Source organism: Klebsiella sp. CN_Kp066 (genome assembly GCF_040065135.1).
Classification (GTDB): Bacteria; Pseudomonadota; Gammaproteobacteria; order Enterobacterales; family Enterobacteriaceae; genus Klebsiella; species Klebsiella oxytoca.
Map to the genome: position 1 here is coordinate 487654 of NZ_JBEAIU010000023.1, position 18536 is coordinate 506189.

An 18536-nucleotide genomic window follows, 5' to 3' on the forward strand; every position below is an offset into this window, starting at 1 on the left:
GGAGGCGATGCCACGTCACGACGCATTCCCCGGGTTGCGGCGCAAACGCCTTATCCGGGCTACGAGTTCCCGGCAATCTGCGGCCCGGTAGCCCGGACAGGGGCTTTGCGCCGCCCCCGGAAAAAGAGCGCAGAGTGACAGGATTTCCCGGAGGCGATGCTGCGCATCTGTTCGGGCTACGCGTCCTCAGCAGTCTGCGGCCCGGTAGCCCGGGCAAGGGCTTTGCGCCGCCCCCCGGAAAAAGAGCGCAGAGTGGCAGAATTTCCCGGAGGCGATGCTGCGCATCTGTCCGGGCTACGCGTCCTGAGCAATCTGCGGGCCTGTAGCCCGGCTAAGCGCAGCGCGAGCCGGGGGATTATCGGCTATTCTGCCGAAGCTCGCGCACCAGCGCCTCGGTCTGCTGCTGGTTGCGTAAGCGCACAAAGCGAATATGTCGATACTGCGGATCCTGCATATCCGCCAGATAGCGGCGGCGATTATTGCGCCAGGTTTTTAGCGTCCAGAGAATAATGGAGTCCCGGCTAAAGAAGGAGCGGCGGAAGGTTTCACAGTTACCGGTGCCAGGCCACAGTTCCTGGCGTCGGCTGGCACGCGATGCCGCGCGCCAGATAGCCTGGCGCATCGTGCGCCAGAAGCTGTAATCCACCCACACCACCAGATCCACGTCGCGCCATTTTACCGGACGACTGCGGTTATAGTTGCCGTCAAGCACCCAGCCTGGCGCGGCGAGCGCGGCGGCGAGCTTAGCGTAGAACTCATCGTCCGGCGTCCCTTGCCACTCGGGCAGCCAGTAGAGCGCATCCATTTCGATATAAGGCAGAGACAGTTCCTGAGCCAGCCGACGCGCGAGGGTAGATTTGCCGACGCCGCTGGTCCCTACTACGTTGATTTTCATCGTGGCCTCTCGGGCAAAACGCGGGCGGAAAAGCATAGCGCAATACCGTTAAAACGCTGAGCAAAATTTCCAGGGTGCCGGGGAAGCACTTAAACCTGCCGATCTCATTGATATTTAAGCAAGTGCTGTCGACAAATCTTTTACGTGCGTCCATTTTCCGATACGTGTAGGATTCTCCGCCATGCTCGCTTATCTCATTCATCAGAATGATGGGAGAGCCAGCAGCACGAACCACTTCATGGACATTGACAGGAAAATAGCGACATCAATGAATACAAAACACTCTAGCGTGGCGGAGCAGCACGCTGCCAAACGCCACTGGCTAAACTCGCAGGAGTCCGGCTACCACAAGGCAATGGGCAACCGTCAGGTGCAGATGATTGCCATCGGCGGCGCGATTGGTACCGGCCTGTTCCTCGGCGCGGGCGCGCGCCTGCAGATGGCGGGACCGGCGCTGGCGCTGGTTTATCTGGTCTGCGGCCTCTTCTCGTTCTTTATTTTACGCGCGCTTGGCGAGCTGGTGCTTCATCGCCCTTCCAGCGGCAGCTTCGTCTCCTACGCCCGCGAGTTCCTCGGCGAAAAAGCGGCTTACGTTGCGGGCTGGATGTACTTCATCAACTGGGCGATGACCGGGATTGTCGATATCACCGCCGTCGCGCTGTATATGCACTACTGGGGCGCGTTCGGCGACGTTCCGCAGTGGGTGTTTGCCCTCGGCGCGCTGGCGATCGTCGGTACCATGAATATGATCGGCGTGAAATGGTTCGCCGAGATGGAGTTCTGGTTCGCGCTGGTCAAGGTACTGGCAATCGTGGCGTTTCTGGTGGTCGGGACTATTTTTCTTGGCACCGGCAAGCCGCTGGATGGCAATGCCACCGGTTTCCATCTGATCACCGATAACGGCGGTCTGTTCCCGCACGGCCTGCTCCCGGCGCTGGTGCTGGTTCAGGGCGTGGTTTTCGCCTTCGCTTCTATTGAACTGGTAGGTACCGCCGCCGGCGAGTGTAAAGATCCGCAGACCATGGTGCCGCGCGCCATCAACAGCGTCATCTGGCGTATTGGTCTGTTCTACGTTGGCTCGGTGCTGCTGCTGGTGCTGCTGCTACCGTGGAATGCCTATCAGGCCGGGCAGAGTCCGTTCGTCACCTTCTTCTCGAAGCTGGGCGTGCCGTATATCGGCAGCGTGATGAATATTGTGGTATTAACCGCCGCGCTCTCCAGCCTCAACTCCGGACTGTACTGCACCGGGCGTATTCTGCGCTCCATGTCGATGGGCGGTTCGGCGCCTAAATTTATGTCGAAAATGAGCCGCCATCACGTGCCGTATGCCGGTATTCTGGCGACGCTGGGCGTCTATGTCGTTGGGGTATTCCTCAACTACCTGGTGCCTTCGCAGGTGTTTGAGATAGTCCTCAACGTCGCTTCGCTGGGCATCATCGCCTCGTGGGGATTTATTGTGGTGTGCCAGATGCGCCTGCGCAAGGCGATCAAAGAAGGCAAGGCCGCAGACGTCAGCTTCAAGATGCCGGGAGCGCCTTTTACTTCCTGGCTGACCCTGCTATTCCTGCTGAGCGTGCTGGTATTAATGGCTTTCGATTACCCGAATGGAACTTATACCATCGGTTCGATTCCGCTGATTGCCGTTTTGCTGGTCGCCGGCTGGTTTGGCGTACGCAAGCGCGTGCATGATATTCACAGCACTGCGCCGGATATTGAAAAACCGTAACTCGTCCCTTTTGCGGTTTGCCCGGTGGGGCAAACCGCAACTGCAGAACTTAATTATCTTCCACCAGCTGAGCAACATCGCTGCTGTTAATCTGGCGCTTATTGCCCGACTCATCGGTATAGCTGGTCATGCCGGTATCTTTATCCAGCTTCGGTTTGCCCTGCGTCACAATGGTTTGCCCGCTTTTCGTCGTCATCACGTAGTTTGAGCTACAGCCTGCCAGCAAAGCCAGCATTGCGCCGGCGCAAACGACCATCAATGTTCTTTTCATCATATCTCCAGGATTAATGCCACCGTCCCGCTTGCGCAGGAAAGCGGTAAGTTTATAGCCATTACATTTGTCAGGCTAATAAGCGTTTGTAACAGAGGGTGATATCGGTGAAGACGCTATTTTCTGTAAGGCACGAACCAGGCGGGGATTATGCCGACCGGGTAAGACGCAAACCGCCGCCCGGCAGAACGACTTTCAGGAGGGGCTTCCCCCTCCCGTGAAGATCACAGCGCGATGCGGATAACGTCATCCGGCTGGGTCGCCTCTTTCTGACGCGTCGATTCCTGCTTCACGCTAACGTACAGCGTTTTGCCATCGGCGGAAAGCATCAGGCTGTTCGGGTGGGTCGGGGTTTTGAAAGTTTTGACCACCTTGTAGCTCTTACCATCGATCACGCTCACTTCCCCGGCTTTGCGGTGCGTCACGTAGGCTTCATTGCGCGTCGGGTTGAACAGAACGGCCAGGGACTCCGGCGCGGCGATTTTCTCCAGCACTTTGCCATCGCGAATATCGACCACCAGCACTTCCGGCTGTTTACTGTCGGTGATAAAGGCGCGATGACCGGCGGTATCAAGGCTGAGATTCAGATAGAAGTGCTCTTTGCCATCATCCTGCAACTTCTTGCGCGAGAGGATCTTATTGCTGGTACTGTCGATAGTCACCAGCTCGCCGTCGGCGTTGGTGGTATAGATGCGGTTCGCTTCTGCGTCCACCGCCAGGCCGGTCGCCATTGCGCCGGTATTAGCGATAGTGTCTTTCAGCGTCAGCTTGTCGCCATCCACAACCCAAATCACGCTCTCTTTACCCAGGCCGGTGATGTAGACGGTATTGGTTTTCTCATTGACCGCCAGCTCGCGCGGCGCCAGCGGGCGCACGGTTTCGCTGCGCTGACGAGCGTCGAGCACCAGACGCCCTTTTACCTTACCGGTTTTAGCATCAATGGCAGTGACGGTGCTGTCGGTAGTGTTACCAAACCACAGGGTCTGGGTGGCGTTATTGATCGTCGCGCCGAAGGGTTTCAGGTCGTTATGAATGATCTGGGTCACTTCGAGGGTCGTCGGATCGAGACGGTAAACGATGCCGCCTTTATCCAGCGAACGGCTTTGCGATGTGGCCACCCACAGCGCGTTCTCCTGCTGGCTATAGGCCATTTCGTATGCGCCCTTGCCGACGGCTTTGCGCAGCATTTCTTCCGCCGCATGGGCGCTAAAGCTCCCCGCCAGCAGTAATGAAGTTAACAACAGTGAACGGCGCAGACGCGGCGCGGACAGATGACGTAATGACATGACGACTCCCTTTGATAAAACAAATATATGCCTGCTCGACAGTGCTTCCGGGGCGCAAAATCATCGCTTTGCGCTATTCTCTGGAATGCGAATAGTAATCATTATTTATCGCAATGTGGAGCGTTAATTACCAGTTGTGTCCTGAGCATCACGCAATTCTTGCTATTTGTTAACTCAAATCCTGTTAAGTCTTTTCAAAAAATTTACAAAAGAGCTAACATATATACATATGTTCCGTTTGGTTCGTTTTGTGAGTAACGTTGATGAAAATCCTTTCCGTGCGCGCCGTCGCGCTCCCCGCTCTGCTTTTACCGCTGGTATCCGCTGCGCCAACCGCTATCGCCGCTGAACAGACCATGGTAGTTACCGCCGCGCCGTCGGCAGTCTCTGAACTCGATACCCCCGCCGCCGTCAGCGTGGTTAACGGCGATGAGATGCGCCAGGCTGCGCCGCGGGTTAACCTCTCCGAGTCGCTGGGCGCGGTACCGGGACTACAGGTGCAAAACCGCCAGAACTACGCGCAGGATCTGCAGCTTTCAATTCGCGGCTTTGGCTCTCGCTCCACCTACGGGGTGCGCGGGCTGCGCATTTACGTCGATGGCATCCCGGCCACCATGCCCGACGGCCAGGGGCAAACCTCGAATATTGATATTGGCAGCCTCGATTCGCTTGAAGTGCTGCGCGGACCGTTTTCCGCCCTGTACGGTAACTCCTCCGGCGGGGTGATCAACGCTACCAGCCAGACCGGCGCCCAGCCGCCAACTCTCGAAGCCAGCAGCTATTATGGCAGCTTCGGTACCTGGCATTACGGCATGAAAGCAACCGGCGCGGTCGGCGACGGCACCCATGCGGGCGATGTCGACTATGTGGTCTCCACCAACCGCTTCACCACCCATGGCTCCCGCGACCATAGCGGCGCGCGTAAGAATCTCGCCAACGCGAAGCTCGGCGTGCGCATCAATGACGTCAGTAAGCTGACCCTGCTGTTTAACAGCGTGGATATTAAAGCTAATGACGCGGGCGGCCTGAGCTATGACGAATGGCAAAACAATCCGCGCCAGTCGCCGAGAGGCGATGAGTACAATACCCGTAAAACCATCAAACAGACCCAGGCCGGTTTACGCTACGAGCGACAGCTGAGCGAGCAGGACGATCTGAGCGTGATGATGTATGCCGGCGAGCGTGAGACCACGCAATATCAGTCGATCCCGCGTGCGCCGCAGCTCAAACCCACCCATGCGGGCGGCGTGATCGACCTGACGCGTCACTATCAGGGCATTGATACCCGCTGGACGCACCGTGGCGAGCTTCTGGTGCCGGTCACCTTTACCACCGGTCTCGACTACGAGACCATGAGCGAACGTCGCAAGGGTTACGAAAACTTTGTCATGAACAACGGCGCGCCGCAGTACGGGGAGAAAGGCGACCTGCGCCGCAACGAGCGCAACCTGATGTGGAACCTTGACCCTTATCTGCAAACCCAGTGGCAGCTCACCGAGAAGCTCTCTCTGGACGCCGGCGTGCGCTATAGCTCAGTCTGGTTCGATTCCAACGATTATTACATTACGCCGGGCAACGGCGATGACAGCGGCGAAGCCAGCTATCATAAATGGCTGCCGGCAGGCTCGCTGAAATATGCGGTAACCGACGCCTGGAATGTCTACGTCTCCGCCGGTCGCGGTTTCGAAACGCCGACGATCAATGAGCTTTCCTATCGCTCCGGCGACCAGGGCGGGCTGAATTTTGGCCTGCAGCCGTCGACCAACGAAACGGTTGAAATTGGCAGTAAGGCGCGAATCGGCAATGGCCTGTTAACTGCCGCGCTGTTCCAGACCGACACCGACAATGAGATTGTTGTCGATGCCAGCAGCGGGGGCCGTACCAGCTACAAAAACGCCGGGAAAACCCGTCGCCAGGGGATGGAACTGGGGCTGGATCAGCAGTTTGGCGAGAGCTGGCGTTTAAAAGCGGCCTGGACCTGGCTGGATGCGACCTATCGTACCAACGTCTGCGACGATGCCAGCTGTAAAGGCAATCGTATTCCGGGGATCGCCCGTAACATGGGCTACGCCTCCTTCGGCTACCAGCCCGAAAAAGGCTGGTACGCGGGCAGCGATATTCGCTATCTGAGCGATATTATGGCTAACGATGAGAACACCGCCAAAGCGCCGTCCTGGACAGTCGTCGGCCTGACGACCGGCTATAAATGGAGCTACGGCAAGATGGATATGGATCTGTTTGGCCGCGTCGATAACCTGTTTGACCGCCGCTACGCCGGTTCGGTTATCGTTAACGAATCCAATGGACGCTACTACGAACCGGCGCCGGGCCGCAACTACGGCATTGGGCTCAATCTGGCATGGCGATTTGAGTAACCCTTAACCGCTGAACCTCAAGGGGATCGCTTGCATGATCCCCTTGAGGATTAGCTGTGGCGGCTTACTGACGTTAAATCAGGTTTCTTAAGGACAATTCGAAGATAATCTTCTCCGCCTGGCAGGAGAAGGCAATTGAAGCCTCAAGCTTAACCTCATCACCGGCGGTCTCAATGGTATAGTCAACCTGCGGCGGCTCGCTGGCGGGTGCGGCGGCTTCGGCACGTTGGCGAACGGCCGCCAGGGTGGACTCAGCCTCTTCGCGGCTGGCGAAGTTTTTCTCAACTCGCCATACGCAGTCCTCATTATCAATAATCGAACCTACATCGATGGCACAGCCTTTGGTACTGCATTTATCTACAACATCTTTCATTGCGGTTACCTCGTGAAATTTTCTTTAGAATAAGAATCCATTTGCGGAAAGCAAACCAATAATATTCGTATGGTTGAGTCGTTTTATCATTATACGCCACCGCGTGAAGCGACTTCTTGCACCACCGCATGGCTACGCCCTGATTGCGCACAGATCGCGCATCCGTCCTGGCGAGAGAGCCCAAAATACCGGCAACCATTCGTGCACACCATCACACTATCCTGCGTTAAGCCTCGTCTATAGCGCTTTGCGGCGTTACCCTTGTCACAAAATAACGCCAACAAGGAGCTGCCATGGCACTGCCAGTGATTATCGATTGCGATCCGGGTCACGACGACGCGATCGCCCTCGTTCTTGCCCTCGCCTCACCCGAACTCGATGTGAAAGCCGTCACCTCCTCCGCCGGAAACCAGACACCGGAAAAAACGCTGCGCAACGTCTTGCGGATGCTCACCCTGCTTAAGCGCCCGGATATTCCGGTCGCCGGCGGCGCGCTTAAGCCGCTGATGCGGGAGCTGATTATCGCCGATAACGTGCATGGCGAGAGTGGGCTTGACGGCCCGGCACTGCCGGAGCCAGGCTTTGCCGCGCAGGCCTGCACCGCCGTCGAGCTAATGGCGAAAACGCTGCGCGAAAGCGCCGGGCCGGTTACGATCGTCGCTACCGGTCCGCAAACCAACGTCGCCCTGTTGCTCAACAGCCACCCTGAACTGCATAGCAAAATTGCCCGCATCGTGATGATGGGCGGCGCCATGGTGCTGGGTAACTGGCAGCCGGCGGTCGAGTTTAATATCTACGTCGACCCGGAAGCGGCAGAGATCGTTTTCCAGTCCGGGATCCCGGTGGTGATGGCCGGGCTGGATGTCACCCACAAAGCGCAAATCCACGTCGAAGATATCGAGCGTTTCCGCCGTATCGGCAATCCGATATCCACTATCGTCGCCGAACTACTCGACTTTTTCCTTGAGTACCATAAGGATGAAAAATGGGGTTTTGTCGGCGCTCCGCTGCACGATCCTTGCACCATTGCCTGGCTGCTGAAGCCGGAGATGTTTACCACCGTTGAACGCTGGGTCGGCGTGGAAACGCAGGGGAAATATACGCAGGGAATGACGGTGGTCGATTTCTACAACCTGACCGGCAAGACGCCAAATACGACGGTGATGCTCGACATCGATCGCCGGGCCTTTGTCGATCTGCTGGCCGAGCGGCTGGCGTTTTACGCCTGATGGTCAAACTATCCGGCAGGCGCGAAGCCTGCCGGGTACATGATTACTCGTCAGGAGAGACGCGAACCACGACCTTACCGAAGTTCTCACCCTTCAGCAGGCCGATGAGCGCCTGCGGCGCGTTCTCCAGGCCGTCAACGACCTGCTCGCGGTATTTGATTTTCCCTGCCTGCACCCAGCACCCCATCTCCTGCTGGAACTCCGCAATCCGGTGACCGTAATCCTGGCCGATGATAAAGCCCTGCATCCGAATGCGTTTTTTGAGGATCGTCGCCATCAGCAGCGGTAAACGATCCGGGCCAGCGGGCAGCGCGGTAGCGTTGTAACCGCTGACCAGGCCGCAGACCGGCACGCGGGCCGATGTGTTCAACAGCGGCAGCACTTCATCGAATACTTTGCCGCCGACGTTCTCATAGTAGATATCGATGCCCTGCGGGCACGCTTCTAACAGCTTAACGGCAAAATCGGGCGCGCGGTGATCGATACAGACGTCGAAACCCAGCGTCTCTACCGCATAACGGCACTTCTCGCTGCCGCCCGCAATGCCTACCGTACGGCATCCTTTCAGCTTCGCTATCTGGCCGACCGTGGCGCCGACCGGCCCGGTGGCGGCGGCTACCACCAGCGTCTCGCCCGCTTTTGGCTGGCCGATATCGAGCAGTCCCATGTAGGCGGTAAAGCCCGGCATACCGAGGATACCCAGCGCCCAGGAGGGGTGTTCCGGGTTATCGCCCAGCTTCACCAGCCCGCTGCCATCGGAAATCTCATAATCCTGCCAGCCGCCGTAGCCGAGCACCCAATCGCCGGGCTGATAATCAGCATGGTTCGACGTTACAACGCGGCTTACGGTGCCGCCCACCATCACCGCGCCAATGGCGACCGGCGGCGAGTAGGAAGGCGCGTCGCTCATCCGCCCGCGCATATAGGGATCTAATGACAGAAAGACGGTGCGCAGCAGCAGCTGCCCCGGCCCAGGAGAAGCGACCTCACCCTCTTCCAGGCGGAAGTTCTCCCCGGTCGGCTCGCCGTGCGGACGGGATGCCAGCAGCCAGCGGCGGTGGCGTTGCGGATTAAAAGCCATAACAAACTCCTCTTTTGACAAGTCTGTATTGAGGCTAGCTGCTTTCCCGTCAGCGCGCATTGACATTATGAGGCAGATTGATTGAGCCGGACGACCAGATAGACGCAGGGCTGCGTGGTTTCATTAATGAAGCGGCAGTCGTTAGGCGGCCCGAGCTCCAGACAATCCCCCGCCTGCATTTCGTGGCGCGTAGTGCCTTCGATAAACACCAGCTCGCCCTGCTGCAGCCAGATAAGCTGTCGCGCCAGAGCATAAGAAGCCGCCGGCATCGGAATATCGCTGCCCCCGGGCAGCTCCACCTGCACCAGATCGATAGGCAAATCGCTACGCGGCGACACGTGACGACGCAGATAGTGGCTCTGCGGGTCGTGCCACACCGGCTGATTAGCCAACCGCAGCAGCTTGCCTTCCTGCATCTCGGCGCGGGCGATCAGCGTCGACATACTGATGCCAAAGGCGCCGGAAAGCCGCCCAAGCATAGAGGCCGTCGGGCTGCTTTCGCCGCGCTCGATCTTGTGGATCATCGCCCGGGACGCGCCCGCCCGATCCGCCAGTTCGCTCAGCGACCAGCCGCGAGATTCCCGCTCAATACGGATGCGTGCGCTGATGCGCTGGTTCAGGTTGTCTTCTATAGTGTTCATAGCGTGACACTATAGTGTAGGGCGTCTGTTTGCACAACCAGCCGAAAATGGCCGCTTATTCCGAGGAAAAGGCCCGACGTGATATTACGCCGGGCAATCTGGAGAAATCAGGGGATAATTAAACTTACATCCTTTAAGGCAATAAATGAAAAGAAAACGCCTCGACTAAATAAAGACGCGCAGGCCCACTGCGCCAAGATGATCGTCAATATTCCACGCCTCGTTATCGTTGCCCCAGGCTTTTTCGTAGCCGTATTCAAGATAGGTCACCGCGCTATTACCTAGCCAGTAATCAGTGCCTAATACCGTCGACTGGAAGTGCTGCCCGTCCATGGCATCCCCGCCCTGCGACCAGTTAAAATCAACATACACTCCCCAGGCCGGCGTGATTTTAAACTGGGAGTCATATTCCAGGCCAAGCACCGTTTCCTGGTCATCACCATGCCGGGTATTACGATCGTAATGACCGCTGGTCGCCGCTTTAACATCATTAACTTTATTCAGGTAATACGTCACCTCCGCGCCGTTATACCAGACGTGGTCGCCGACGTTGGCGGTATATTTTGCGTTCATCCCCATGGAATACGTATTGCCGTCATAGGCATCACCGTTATTATCGGTGTAATGAAAGCAGTGACCATTCGGGCCAAAACTCTGGCAGCCGCTGGCTGACCCGCTATTTACCGTGTAATGATTATAAGCAACGGCGCTGGAGACGGAGAAGCCGTTATCCCAGCGATACTGCGCGGCGGCCGCGGCGCCGCCGTGAACGGTGGCTGAACCATCGCGGTAAGCGTCATGCAGGTTCGGGCCATCGCCATAGGCCGCAAAGCCGATGCTGTCGACGTTGTCATTACCTTGCCCCATGACGCCAAGGGTCATATTTTTATCATTAAAATAGTAGATTGCCGCGGAATTAATAATATCCGTCGACATTCCGGCGGTATCATGTTTCGCCTTTCCACCCCAGGCATAGGTTGTGTCAATGCCCAACCCCCAGTCGGTCGGCGCATATTGTTTACCGAAGGTCACTACACCATATCGATCGTTACCAATACCGGCATAAGCCTGCCGGGTATAAACATCGTTGCCCTGGTCATCTGTTGCGGAATCTAAACCATGAACGCCAGTCTCATAATAACCTACGGCATAATTACTCAGGCCGTTCAGATCAAAATTATGCCGTACGGCTACCCCCAGCCGTGAGTCATTATTCTGTATATTATGTTCCTGGCTATGATGAGAATCCGTTTTGGCCATTAAACGTACGGATCCTAAAATACCGATCGCCGTATGATCATTGCTCCACAGCGACTCCCCTTTAGTCTGCGTTGCGGTATAAGCCGGTGCCGCCTGTAGCACATTGGTTTCAGCCGCCATGGTGATATTGACTAATACATTACCCATAATAATTGTCAGTATCGAAGGCACTACTACTTTCATATTTTTCCTACGCGCCATTGCTTCACCCTTATCAGCAAAATGAATCCCTGCGTATAAATACGCATAATGGTATGAATGGAATATCGTTATAAAATCCACCAGAGTTATGCCGTCTATTTTTCCATACGCACTCTGATTAATGACAATATATCTTCCGGGGTTAAGCTATTTCTATTGCGTAAAAATAAAAAAGGGAATGCTATCACAATGATTTGTATCATCTTCAATACAATCATGAAGTTATCGTGGCCACAACTTCATTACTAAATGTCATCAAAATATAAAAATGGTAAATAAAAATTGAAAATATGACTGTAGAGTAATAGTGATACGTTCAATCAGTTGTAATACAGGAGTTATTGATTTGAATGATGAGACAGGAGAGTCCTGGACAGAGAACCGACGGATTCGGCAAGCCAGAGGAAAAATTTATGACTAAAACAGATGACATCCTTGCGTACATTATTGTAATAATAGCGTACTACTATAGTGTACAAGCCTGAGGGTTACCATGATCATCCGCCATGCCAGCAAAGACGATTGCGCGGCAATCGCAGAAATCTACAACCATGCGGTCGTCCATACCGCCGCCATCTGGAACGATAAAACTGTCGATACCGACAATCGCATCGCGTGGTATGAAGCCCGACAGATCGCCGGTTATCCGGTGCTGGTGAGTGAAGAAAACGGCGTCATTACCGGTTATGCTTCCTTCGGAGACTGGCGCGCCTTTGATGGCTTTCGCCATACCGTCGAGCATTCCGTATATGTCCATCCTGCGCATCAGGGCAAAGGGCTGGGCCGCAGCCTGCTGGTGGCCCTGATCGCCGAAGCTAAGCGGTTGAATAAGCACGTGATGGTTGCCGGTATTGAAGCGCAAAATGAGGCTTCTTTACATCTGCACCACACGCTGGGCTTTATCACCACCGGACAGATGCCGCAGGTCGGCACGAAATTTGGCCGCTGGCTGGATTTGACCTTTATGCAGCTACAGCTTGACGATCGCCGCGATCCGGACGGCGGCGCATGAATCAGACGCTCACCCTGGCCTGTTTGATTGCCGCCGGCATTGGGCTGGTCGTGCAAAACACCCTGATGGTACGAATTACCCAGTCCGCATCGACCATTCTGATCGCTATGCTGCTGAACTCGCTGGTCGGCATCGTGATTTTTGTCACGATACTGCTGCTGAAGCACGGCGCGGCAGGGATTCAGGAGCTGGCGGTCAGCGTAAAGTGGTGGACGCTAATTCCGGGTTTGCTGGGTTCGTTCTTTGTCTTTGCCAGCATCAGCGGCTATCAGAACGTCGGGGCGGCGACCACCATCGCAGTATTGATTGCCAGTCAGTTGATCGGTGGCCTGGTGATGGATTTACTTCGCGCGCATGGCGTTCCGCTTCGCGCGCTGATTGGCCCACTCTGCGGTGCGGTAATGCTGGTTATCGGCGCCTGGCTGGTGGCCAGACGCCAGTTCTAGCGCCTGGCTTAGTGGATCTCGCCGCCGCGGGTCAACTGCTCCCGGCGCGCTTCCTGTTCCTCATGCTGCTGGCGGCCATGATGAGCAATAGCGTTACGCAAACGCTGCTGCTGCACGTAGCGCTCTTCTCGCCCCAGCCCGGCGTCGTCGCTTAATGTAATCAGCAGTTCGTTCATATGGCTAATGACGCTTTCGGCAATCGCCGCGTCCACGCGCGCGACGACCTCATCCAGATGCGACATGCTTCCTCCTTCCGGCTTAATTAAGTTTAACTTTGGAAAAATCGCTGCCCATCAGGCTCACGCTGTATCCGCTAACGTTACTGCGCGTCGCGTAGAAGGTTTTGCCGGTTGCCAGGGTGATCCATGGGGCCTGCTGATAAAAAATCTCCTGCGCCTGAGCGTAGAGTTTAGCGCGCTCCTGCGGGTCGCTCACCAGGATAGCCCTTTTCACCAGCGAATCGTAGGGCTTATCGCACCAGCGGGCAACGTTGGAGCCGGTTTTAATGTTATCGCAGCTTAACAGGGTACCGGCAAAGTTATCCGGATCGCCGTTATCTGACATCCAGCCAAACAGCGCGCTGTCATGCTCCCCTTTGCGCATACCGGCGAGGTACTCGCCCCACTCATAGGTGACGATTTTGGCTTTGATGCCAACTTTGCTCCAGTCGTTCTGGATCATTTCAGCGATACGGCGCGAATTAGGATTATACGGGCGCTGCACCGGCATCGACCAGAGGGTGACTTCGGCCCCTTTTTCCAGCCCGGCCTGTTTAAGGAGATCTTTCGCTTTTTGCGGATCGTAGTCGTAATCGGGCAGATCTTTCTTATAGCCCAGCATATTGGCAGGGATCGGCGATTTCGCAACGCTGCCGGACTCCAGGAACACCGCTTTCACGATCGCCTGCTTGTCGGTGGCATAGTTGAGCGCCTGCCGCACCAGCAGGTTATCGAACGGCTTTTTCTCGGTATTAAACGCCAGATAGCCGACGTTGAGCGCCTCAACCGAATGCAGCGCCAAATCTTTATTACCTTTAATCACCGGGAATTGTACCGGCGACGGCGCGGGAATAATCTGGCATTCATTGGTTTGTAGCTTCGCCAGCCGTGTCTCAACGTTCGGGGTGATCGAGAAGATCAGGTGTTTAGTCGGCACTTCACCATCCCAGTAGTGCGGGTTGGCAACATAGCGGATCAGCGAATCCACCTTGTACTGCTGGAGGGCGTAAGGTCCGGTGCCGACAGGCCAGGTATCGATATACTCCGGCGTGCCTTTTTTCAGCATTGCATCGGCATATTCGGCAGACAGAATTGACGCAAAATCCATCCCCCAGTCGGCGAGGAATGCCGCATTGGGTTCGTTGAGCACAAACTGAACGTGGTAGTCATCGATCTTTTTGACCTCTTTAATCAGCTTATCCAGCCCGGCGTCGTGAAAGTATTCGTATTGCCCGTGGGAAACATTGTGATAAGGATGATTCGCATCTTTCTGGCGCAGCACCGAGAACAGCACATCATCGGCGTTGAAATCGCGGGTCGGCTTAAAGAATTTATTGCTGTTGAACTGCACGCCTTTACGCAGGGTAAAGGTCCAGGTTTTGCCGTCCGGAGAGACGCTCCATTCCGTCGCGAGGGAAGGAACTGGCGTGTTTTTGACCGGATCAAAGTTTATCAGCCGGTTATACAGCACCTGAGAGCTGGCGACAAAAGAGGGCCCGGAACTGGCAATCTGCGGATTGAAGGATTCCGGAGAGGCTTCGGAGCAATAGACCAGCGTATCATCGCCCGCCGCCAGCGCGCTTGCCGCCGGCAGAAGTGCGCTCAACGCCAGCGCAATAAACGTTTTCCCTGTAAACATGGTTATAAGCCTTATGAATTTGTTATAAGTCCTTTAATAACAGCACAGGGGAATTCAACCGGCAAATAATCAATTGGTATCAGGTTATGCTAAAAACCGCTTTTTCGCCGATTAATTCAGCATCTCTACTCTCACTCCCCCCTCGATTTCAGTCATAAATGTGAAGCGTGCGAAAGGTTGCGAAAAAACAGGGCGATAACCGCCCGGACGGCATCACGCGGCGGCGCAACCCGGTACACTCGGCAAATCGCAACGCCAGGAGAAACCTACAATGACAATAACCTGCACTCTCTACACCAACGGCCAGTGGCACGATGCGGAAGGCCATGCCACTTTTACCCGCCACAACCCGCTGACGCAAGAAAACGCCTCCGTTGCCAGCGCCGCCAGCCTGGCTGACGCTCGCCGCTGCGCCGATACCGCCGGCGCGGCGTATCCGCAATGGCGCGATACGATACCCGCAGAACGGCGACGCCTCCTGCTGGACGCTGCCGAAGAGATGCTGCGCCGTGAGGCGAAGTTTATTGCCGCGATGGCGGCCGAAACGGGAGCCACCGCGCACTGGGCCGGTTTTAACGTGCATCTGGCCGCCGATATCCTGCGCGAAGCCGCCGCATTGACCACACAAATCGAAGGCCAGGTGATCCCCTCTAACGTGCCGGGAAATCTGGCGTTGGGCATCCGTCAGGGGGCGGGCGTCGTACTCAGCATGGCGCCGTGGAACGCACCATTGATTCTGGCGACTCGCGCTATCGCCACGCCGCTGGCCTGCGGAAATACGGTTATTCTCAAAGGCGCGGAGCTCTCGCCGGCGACTCAGGGGCTAATTATCGATGCCCTGGCGGCGGCGGGCTTCCCCGCCGGCGTGGTGAATTATCTGACCTGCACTCCCGCCGACGCTCCTGCGCTGGTGGAGTCTCTAATAGCGCACCCCGCCGTACGTCGCATCAACTTCACCGGTTCCACGCCGGTAGGACGGATTATCGCCCGCACCTGCGGGGAGCATCTGAAACCGGCGGTGCTTGAACTGGGCGGCAAGGCACCGCTGCTGGTGCTCGACGACGCTGACCTCGAACAGGCGGCTGCGGGCGCCGTTTTTGGCGCATTCGCCAACGCCGGACAAATCTGCATGTCGACCGAGCGCATCATTGTGGATGCGGCCGTCGCGGAAGAGTTTGTGGCGCTGCTGGCCAGGCGCGCGGCGGCCCTGCCCGCCAGCCTGCTCGGCCCGGTGGTAGAGATGAAGACCGTCACCCGCTGCAATGCCTTGATAGAGGATGCGCTGGCGAAGGGCGCGCGCCCGCTCACAGGCGGCACATCCAATTCGACGCAAATGCGCGCCACCCTGCTCGATGGCGTCACCCGGGAAATGCGCATCTGGCATGAGGAATCGTTCGGCCCGGTGAAATCGATTATTCGCGTTCAGAACGAAGCCGAAGCGCTGGCCGTCGCGAACGAAAGCGAATATGGCCTCTCGTCGGCGATATACAGTCGGGACAGCGCCCGGGCGTGGAACCTGGCGCAAAATCTGCAAACCGGCATTTGCCACATCAACGGCCCCACCGTGCACGATGAAGCGCAAATGCCGTTTGGCGGCTGTAAATCATCGGGCTATGGCCGCTTTGGCGGACGCGCGGGGATTGCCGAGTTTACCGAGCTGCGCTGGATCACGCTGCAAACGCTCCCGCGCGAGCTGCCGTTTTAAGTTTCAAGGCCGCCAATGGTTCTTGAATTCCCACAGGCGATTAAAGGCCACGTCATCCAGCTGTCGTTCTGCGGAAATATTGCCGCGGAACGGTCGGGAGGTGGTGGCCGCAGCGCCCCATGGGGAAAGCCGATCGTAGCTTTGATCGATAGCGCTGTTGGCGATCAGCACCTGTCCGTTGGCGGTCTGCCCCGCTAAATAGCCGGTCTTGCCTGCCCCCTGATCCCAGGCGCGGCCCAGCTTTGCCTTGAAACTGCCCTGATAGCCGCTGTCGCCGGTAAAGCGGCTGTTCTTCACCAGAAAGCCGTATGGATTATCCGGCAACGTGTTCGGCGCCAGCACGTAAGCCTCGGGAGAACGGCGCGTCGAGACGGTGTGGAAATGCACATTGTCAAAGACCGCATTCGCCCGGCCGAAGACATAATCCACGTCCCCTTCGACGTAGCTGTCTTTGACGTATACGCGGCTAATGCGATCCGTCACCGCTTCATTACGCAGGTTGCTGGTATTCAAATAGAGCGTATCCTGGCGTCCCAGCAAACGGACTTTCTCCAGCTGCACGCGATCGCCATCCGTCCGCAGAGCCACCCCCTGGTGGGTACCGCCATCAACGGTATCCAGCAGACTGTTGGCTACGCTAAGATTAACCAGCTGGAAATCAGCGCTTTGCGACCACATCACCGCCGCGCAGTTGGTCCCTATTGTCTTACTGGTACGCCCGGCGCAAAGCGCATACTGGTACCAGGCGGGGTCGCCTTCACGATACTGATGCTGGCCGTTCACCTGCTCGCGATAGCGCTGCGCAGAAAATTGTGAATCCAGCGCCAGCTCAATCCTGACCTCTTCGGGCTGCTCTCCGGCGCCATAAAGGGTTATCGGCGGCGCCCCTGCGGGGATATAGACCGTTTCCCGATAGATGCCTGGCTCGATACGGATATAGATACGCTCATTCTTTGCCGAATGCTGGGCTATTGCCGCATTAACCGCCTGCTGAATGCGGGAGTACGGCGCTCCCGCTGGCGCCACGCGCCAGGCACTTTCCGTTTGCGGAAGGCTAACTGGCGATGGCGACCATGGCCCATCCGGGGCACTCAACGCGCCGCCCTGCGCAAAATAGCGCTCCATGGTGAAGCTTGCCGCTTCCGCCGCCGTAAGCTGCGGGCGGGAAGCCGTCCCGCGCGGATGTTGCGTTACGCACCCTTGCAGAAGCAAAGGCGTACAGAGTAAAGCCGAGATACCCAGGATGTTGATTATTCGCATTTCACGCTCGCCACATATGAAAGAAACGAAATATCAAAATAAATGAAATATTGTTTCTTTTTGTATGTAGCGATCACGAATCAGGCTTCTGCCTCAATGCTGGCATAAAAATTGTCCAGCGTGCGGGCCAGCGCCGATGGGTTTTCCCACGCCATTGAATGCCCGGCCAGCGGGATCGCTAACAGCGGGATCCCCGCCGCGACAGTATCCGTCGCTTCTTGAGCCGGTAACGAGTGCTCTCCGTAAATCAGGGCCTTAGGACAGGATAAATGGATAAAGCGGGTAAACCAGGACGGATTAGCGCCCTTCACCAGGCTGGACGCTCCGCGCCACACCGCCCACGGAGCGCTGTTTTGCAGGCAACCGGCCCAGGGCGAGGTTTCGGCACTGATCATCTCGGCATAGCCCCTGGCAATAAAGCGCTCTTCGGTTTGTTCCGCGATGCGCCTGCTGTACATCCCGCCCCCGGGATAGAGATTGGGTTCGGCCACCAGCAGCCCCAGCACCCGTTCGGCGAGCCGTTCTGCGGCTTCAATCGCCACGCTGCCGCCCATGCTGTGACCATACAAGTAGCAGCGCGTTAGCCCTAAGCAATCCAGAAGCTCAACTATCACTCCGGCCTGATCGCCAATGCGATAGCCGAAAGATGGCGGCTTGTCGCTGTAGCCGTATCCGGGTAAATCGACCAGAATCGTTCGCCGTCCGGCCAGCGCAGGATCGGCGGCCACGCGAGGATAGTCATAGGTTGAGGCGCAGCCCAGGCCGTGGATAAAGATAATCGGTTCACCGCGGCCGGGCAGGTCCAGCCAGCGCACGTTGCCGCCGGCCTGAGAGGAATAGAAACTGTTCATCGAAGATCATCCGTTAGTTGAGCCTGTTTTTTTATACAGTCATCACTAAAAGTTAGCCATCGATTTT

17 protein-coding genes are annotated in these 18536 nt (G+C 56.7%); 6 read left to right on the forward strand and 11 right to left on the reverse strand.

The window, feature by feature from the left end; genetic code table 11:
- Positions 1-355: 355 nt before the first annotated feature.
- On the reverse strand, positions 356-895 hold the full coding sequence (locus ABLV75_RS05200; RefSeq protein WP_004101861.1) for an AAA family ATPase: 540 nt from the start codon (positions 893-895) through the stop codon (positions 356-358).
- 268 nt (positions 896-1163) lie between these two features.
- Between ABLV75_RS05200 and ansP the strand changes: the two genes are divergently transcribed.
- Entirely contained in the window at positions 1164-2621 is a 1458-nt protein-coding gene (gene ansP, locus ABLV75_RS05205; protein WP_016807843.1) for an L-asparagine permease, read from the forward strand.
- A 49-nt stretch (positions 2622-2670) separates the two neighbouring features.
- Here ansP and ABLV75_RS05210 read toward each other — a convergent pair whose 3' ends face one another.
- A complete protein-coding gene (locus ABLV75_RS05210; RefSeq protein WP_004101857.1) occupies positions 2671-2892 on the reverse strand; it encodes a YgdI/YgdR family lipoprotein in 222 nt (73 codons plus the stop codon).
- A 224-nt stretch (positions 2893-3116) separates the two neighbouring features.
- Positions 3117-4178: a YncE family protein gene (locus ABLV75_RS05215; RefSeq protein WP_016807844.1), complete on the reverse strand. Its 1062-nt coding sequence runs from the start codon at positions 4176-4178 to the stop codon at positions 3117-3119.
- A gap of 263 nt (positions 4179-4441) precedes the next feature.
- Here ABLV75_RS05215 and pqqU point away from each other — a divergent pair, with 263 nt between their 5' ends.
- Positions 4442-6553 carry a TonB-dependent receptor PqqU gene (gene pqqU / locus ABLV75_RS05220; protein ID WP_004101853.1) on the forward strand — a complete coding sequence of 704 codons (2112 nt, stop codon included), beginning with the start codon at positions 4442-4444 and terminating at the stop codon, positions 6551-6553.
- A 73-nt stretch (positions 6554-6626) separates the two neighbouring features.
- On the opposite strand, the gene ABLV75_RS05225 is transcribed toward pqqU, so the two are convergent.
- Complete coding sequence (locus ABLV75_RS05225; protein WP_004101851.1) at positions 6627-6926, reverse strand: DUF406 domain-containing protein; 300 nt, start codon at positions 6924-6926, stop codon at positions 6627-6629.
- A 293-nt stretch (positions 6927-7219) separates the two neighbouring features.
- Here ABLV75_RS05225 and rihA point away from each other — a divergent pair, with 293 nt between their 5' ends.
- Positions 7220-8155 (forward strand): pyrimidine-specific ribonucleoside hydrolase RihA, encoded by a 936-nt coding sequence (gene rihA / locus ABLV75_RS05230; protein ID WP_004101849.1) that lies wholly within the window; start codon positions 7220-7222, stop codon positions 8153-8155.
- A 43-nt stretch (positions 8156-8198) separates the two neighbouring features.
- On the opposite strand, the gene ABLV75_RS05235 is transcribed toward rihA, so the two are convergent.
- The 3 genes from ABLV75_RS05235 to ABLV75_RS05245 form a co-directional block, all read right to left on the reverse strand.
- Complete coding sequence (locus ABLV75_RS05235) at positions 8199-9236, reverse strand: NADP-dependent oxidoreductase (RefSeq protein ID WP_004101848.1); 1038 nt, start codon at positions 9234-9236, stop codon at positions 8199-8201.
- 65 nt (positions 9237-9301) lie between these two features.
- Positions 9302-9877: a helix-turn-helix domain-containing protein gene (locus tag ABLV75_RS05240; RefSeq protein ID WP_004101846.1), complete on the reverse strand. Its 576-nt coding sequence runs from the start codon at positions 9875-9877 to the stop codon at positions 9302-9304.
- A 165-nt stretch (positions 9878-10042) separates the two neighbouring features.
- Positions 10043-11338, reverse strand: a complete 1296-nt coding sequence (locus tag ABLV75_RS05245; RefSeq protein WP_032704668.1) for a membrane protein — start codon at positions 11336-11338, stop codon at positions 10043-10045.
- Positions 11339-11831: 493 nt separating this feature from the next.
- Here ABLV75_RS05245 and mddA point away from each other — a divergent pair, with 493 nt between their 5' ends.
- A complete protein-coding gene (mddA, locus tag ABLV75_RS05250) occupies positions 11832-12350 on the forward strand; it encodes an L-methionine sulfoximine/L-methionine sulfone acetyltransferase (RefSeq protein ID WP_004101840.1) in 519 nt (172 codons plus the stop codon).
- Positions 12347-12796, forward strand: a complete 450-nt coding sequence (locus ABLV75_RS05255; protein WP_004101838.1) for a DMT family transporter — start codon at positions 12347-12349, stop codon at positions 12794-12796. Before mddA ends, ABLV75_RS05255 begins: the two co-directional genes overlap by 4 nt.
- 8 nt (positions 12797-12804) lie before the next feature.
- Here the strand turns inward: ABLV75_RS05255 and ABLV75_RS05260 are convergent, their stop codons facing one another.
- Both ABLV75_RS05260 and ABLV75_RS05265 read right to left on the reverse strand, forming a co-directional pair.
- Positions 12805-13038 (reverse strand): DUF2526 family protein, encoded by a 234-nt coding sequence (locus tag ABLV75_RS05260; RefSeq protein ID WP_004101835.1) that lies wholly within the window; start codon positions 13036-13038, stop codon positions 12805-12807.
- 16 nt (positions 13039-13054) lie between these two features.
- Positions 13055-14653, reverse strand: a complete 1599-nt coding sequence (locus tag ABLV75_RS05265; RefSeq protein WP_004101829.1) for an ABC transporter substrate-binding protein — start codon at positions 14651-14653, stop codon at positions 13055-13057.
- A gap of 271 nt (positions 14654-14924) precedes the next feature.
- Here ABLV75_RS05265 and ABLV75_RS05270 point away from each other — a divergent pair, with 271 nt between their 5' ends.
- Positions 14925-16358 (forward strand): aldehyde dehydrogenase, encoded by a 1434-nt coding sequence (locus ABLV75_RS05270; RefSeq protein ID WP_004101826.1) that lies wholly within the window; start codon positions 14925-14927, stop codon positions 16356-16358.
- Positions 16359-16361: 3 nt separating this feature from the next.
- On the opposite strand, the gene ABLV75_RS05275 is transcribed toward ABLV75_RS05270, so the two are convergent.
- Positions 16362-17618 carry a putative acyl-CoA thioester hydrolase gene (locus ABLV75_RS05275; RefSeq protein ID WP_004101825.1) on the reverse strand — a complete coding sequence of 419 codons (1257 nt, stop codon included), beginning with the start codon at positions 17616-17618 and terminating at the stop codon, positions 16362-16364.
- Positions 17619-17698: 80 nt separating this feature from the next.
- Entirely contained in the window at positions 17699-18469 is a 771-nt protein-coding gene (locus ABLV75_RS05280; RefSeq protein ID WP_004101824.1) for an alpha/beta hydrolase, read from the reverse strand.
- Positions 18470-18536 lie beyond the last annotated feature (67 nt).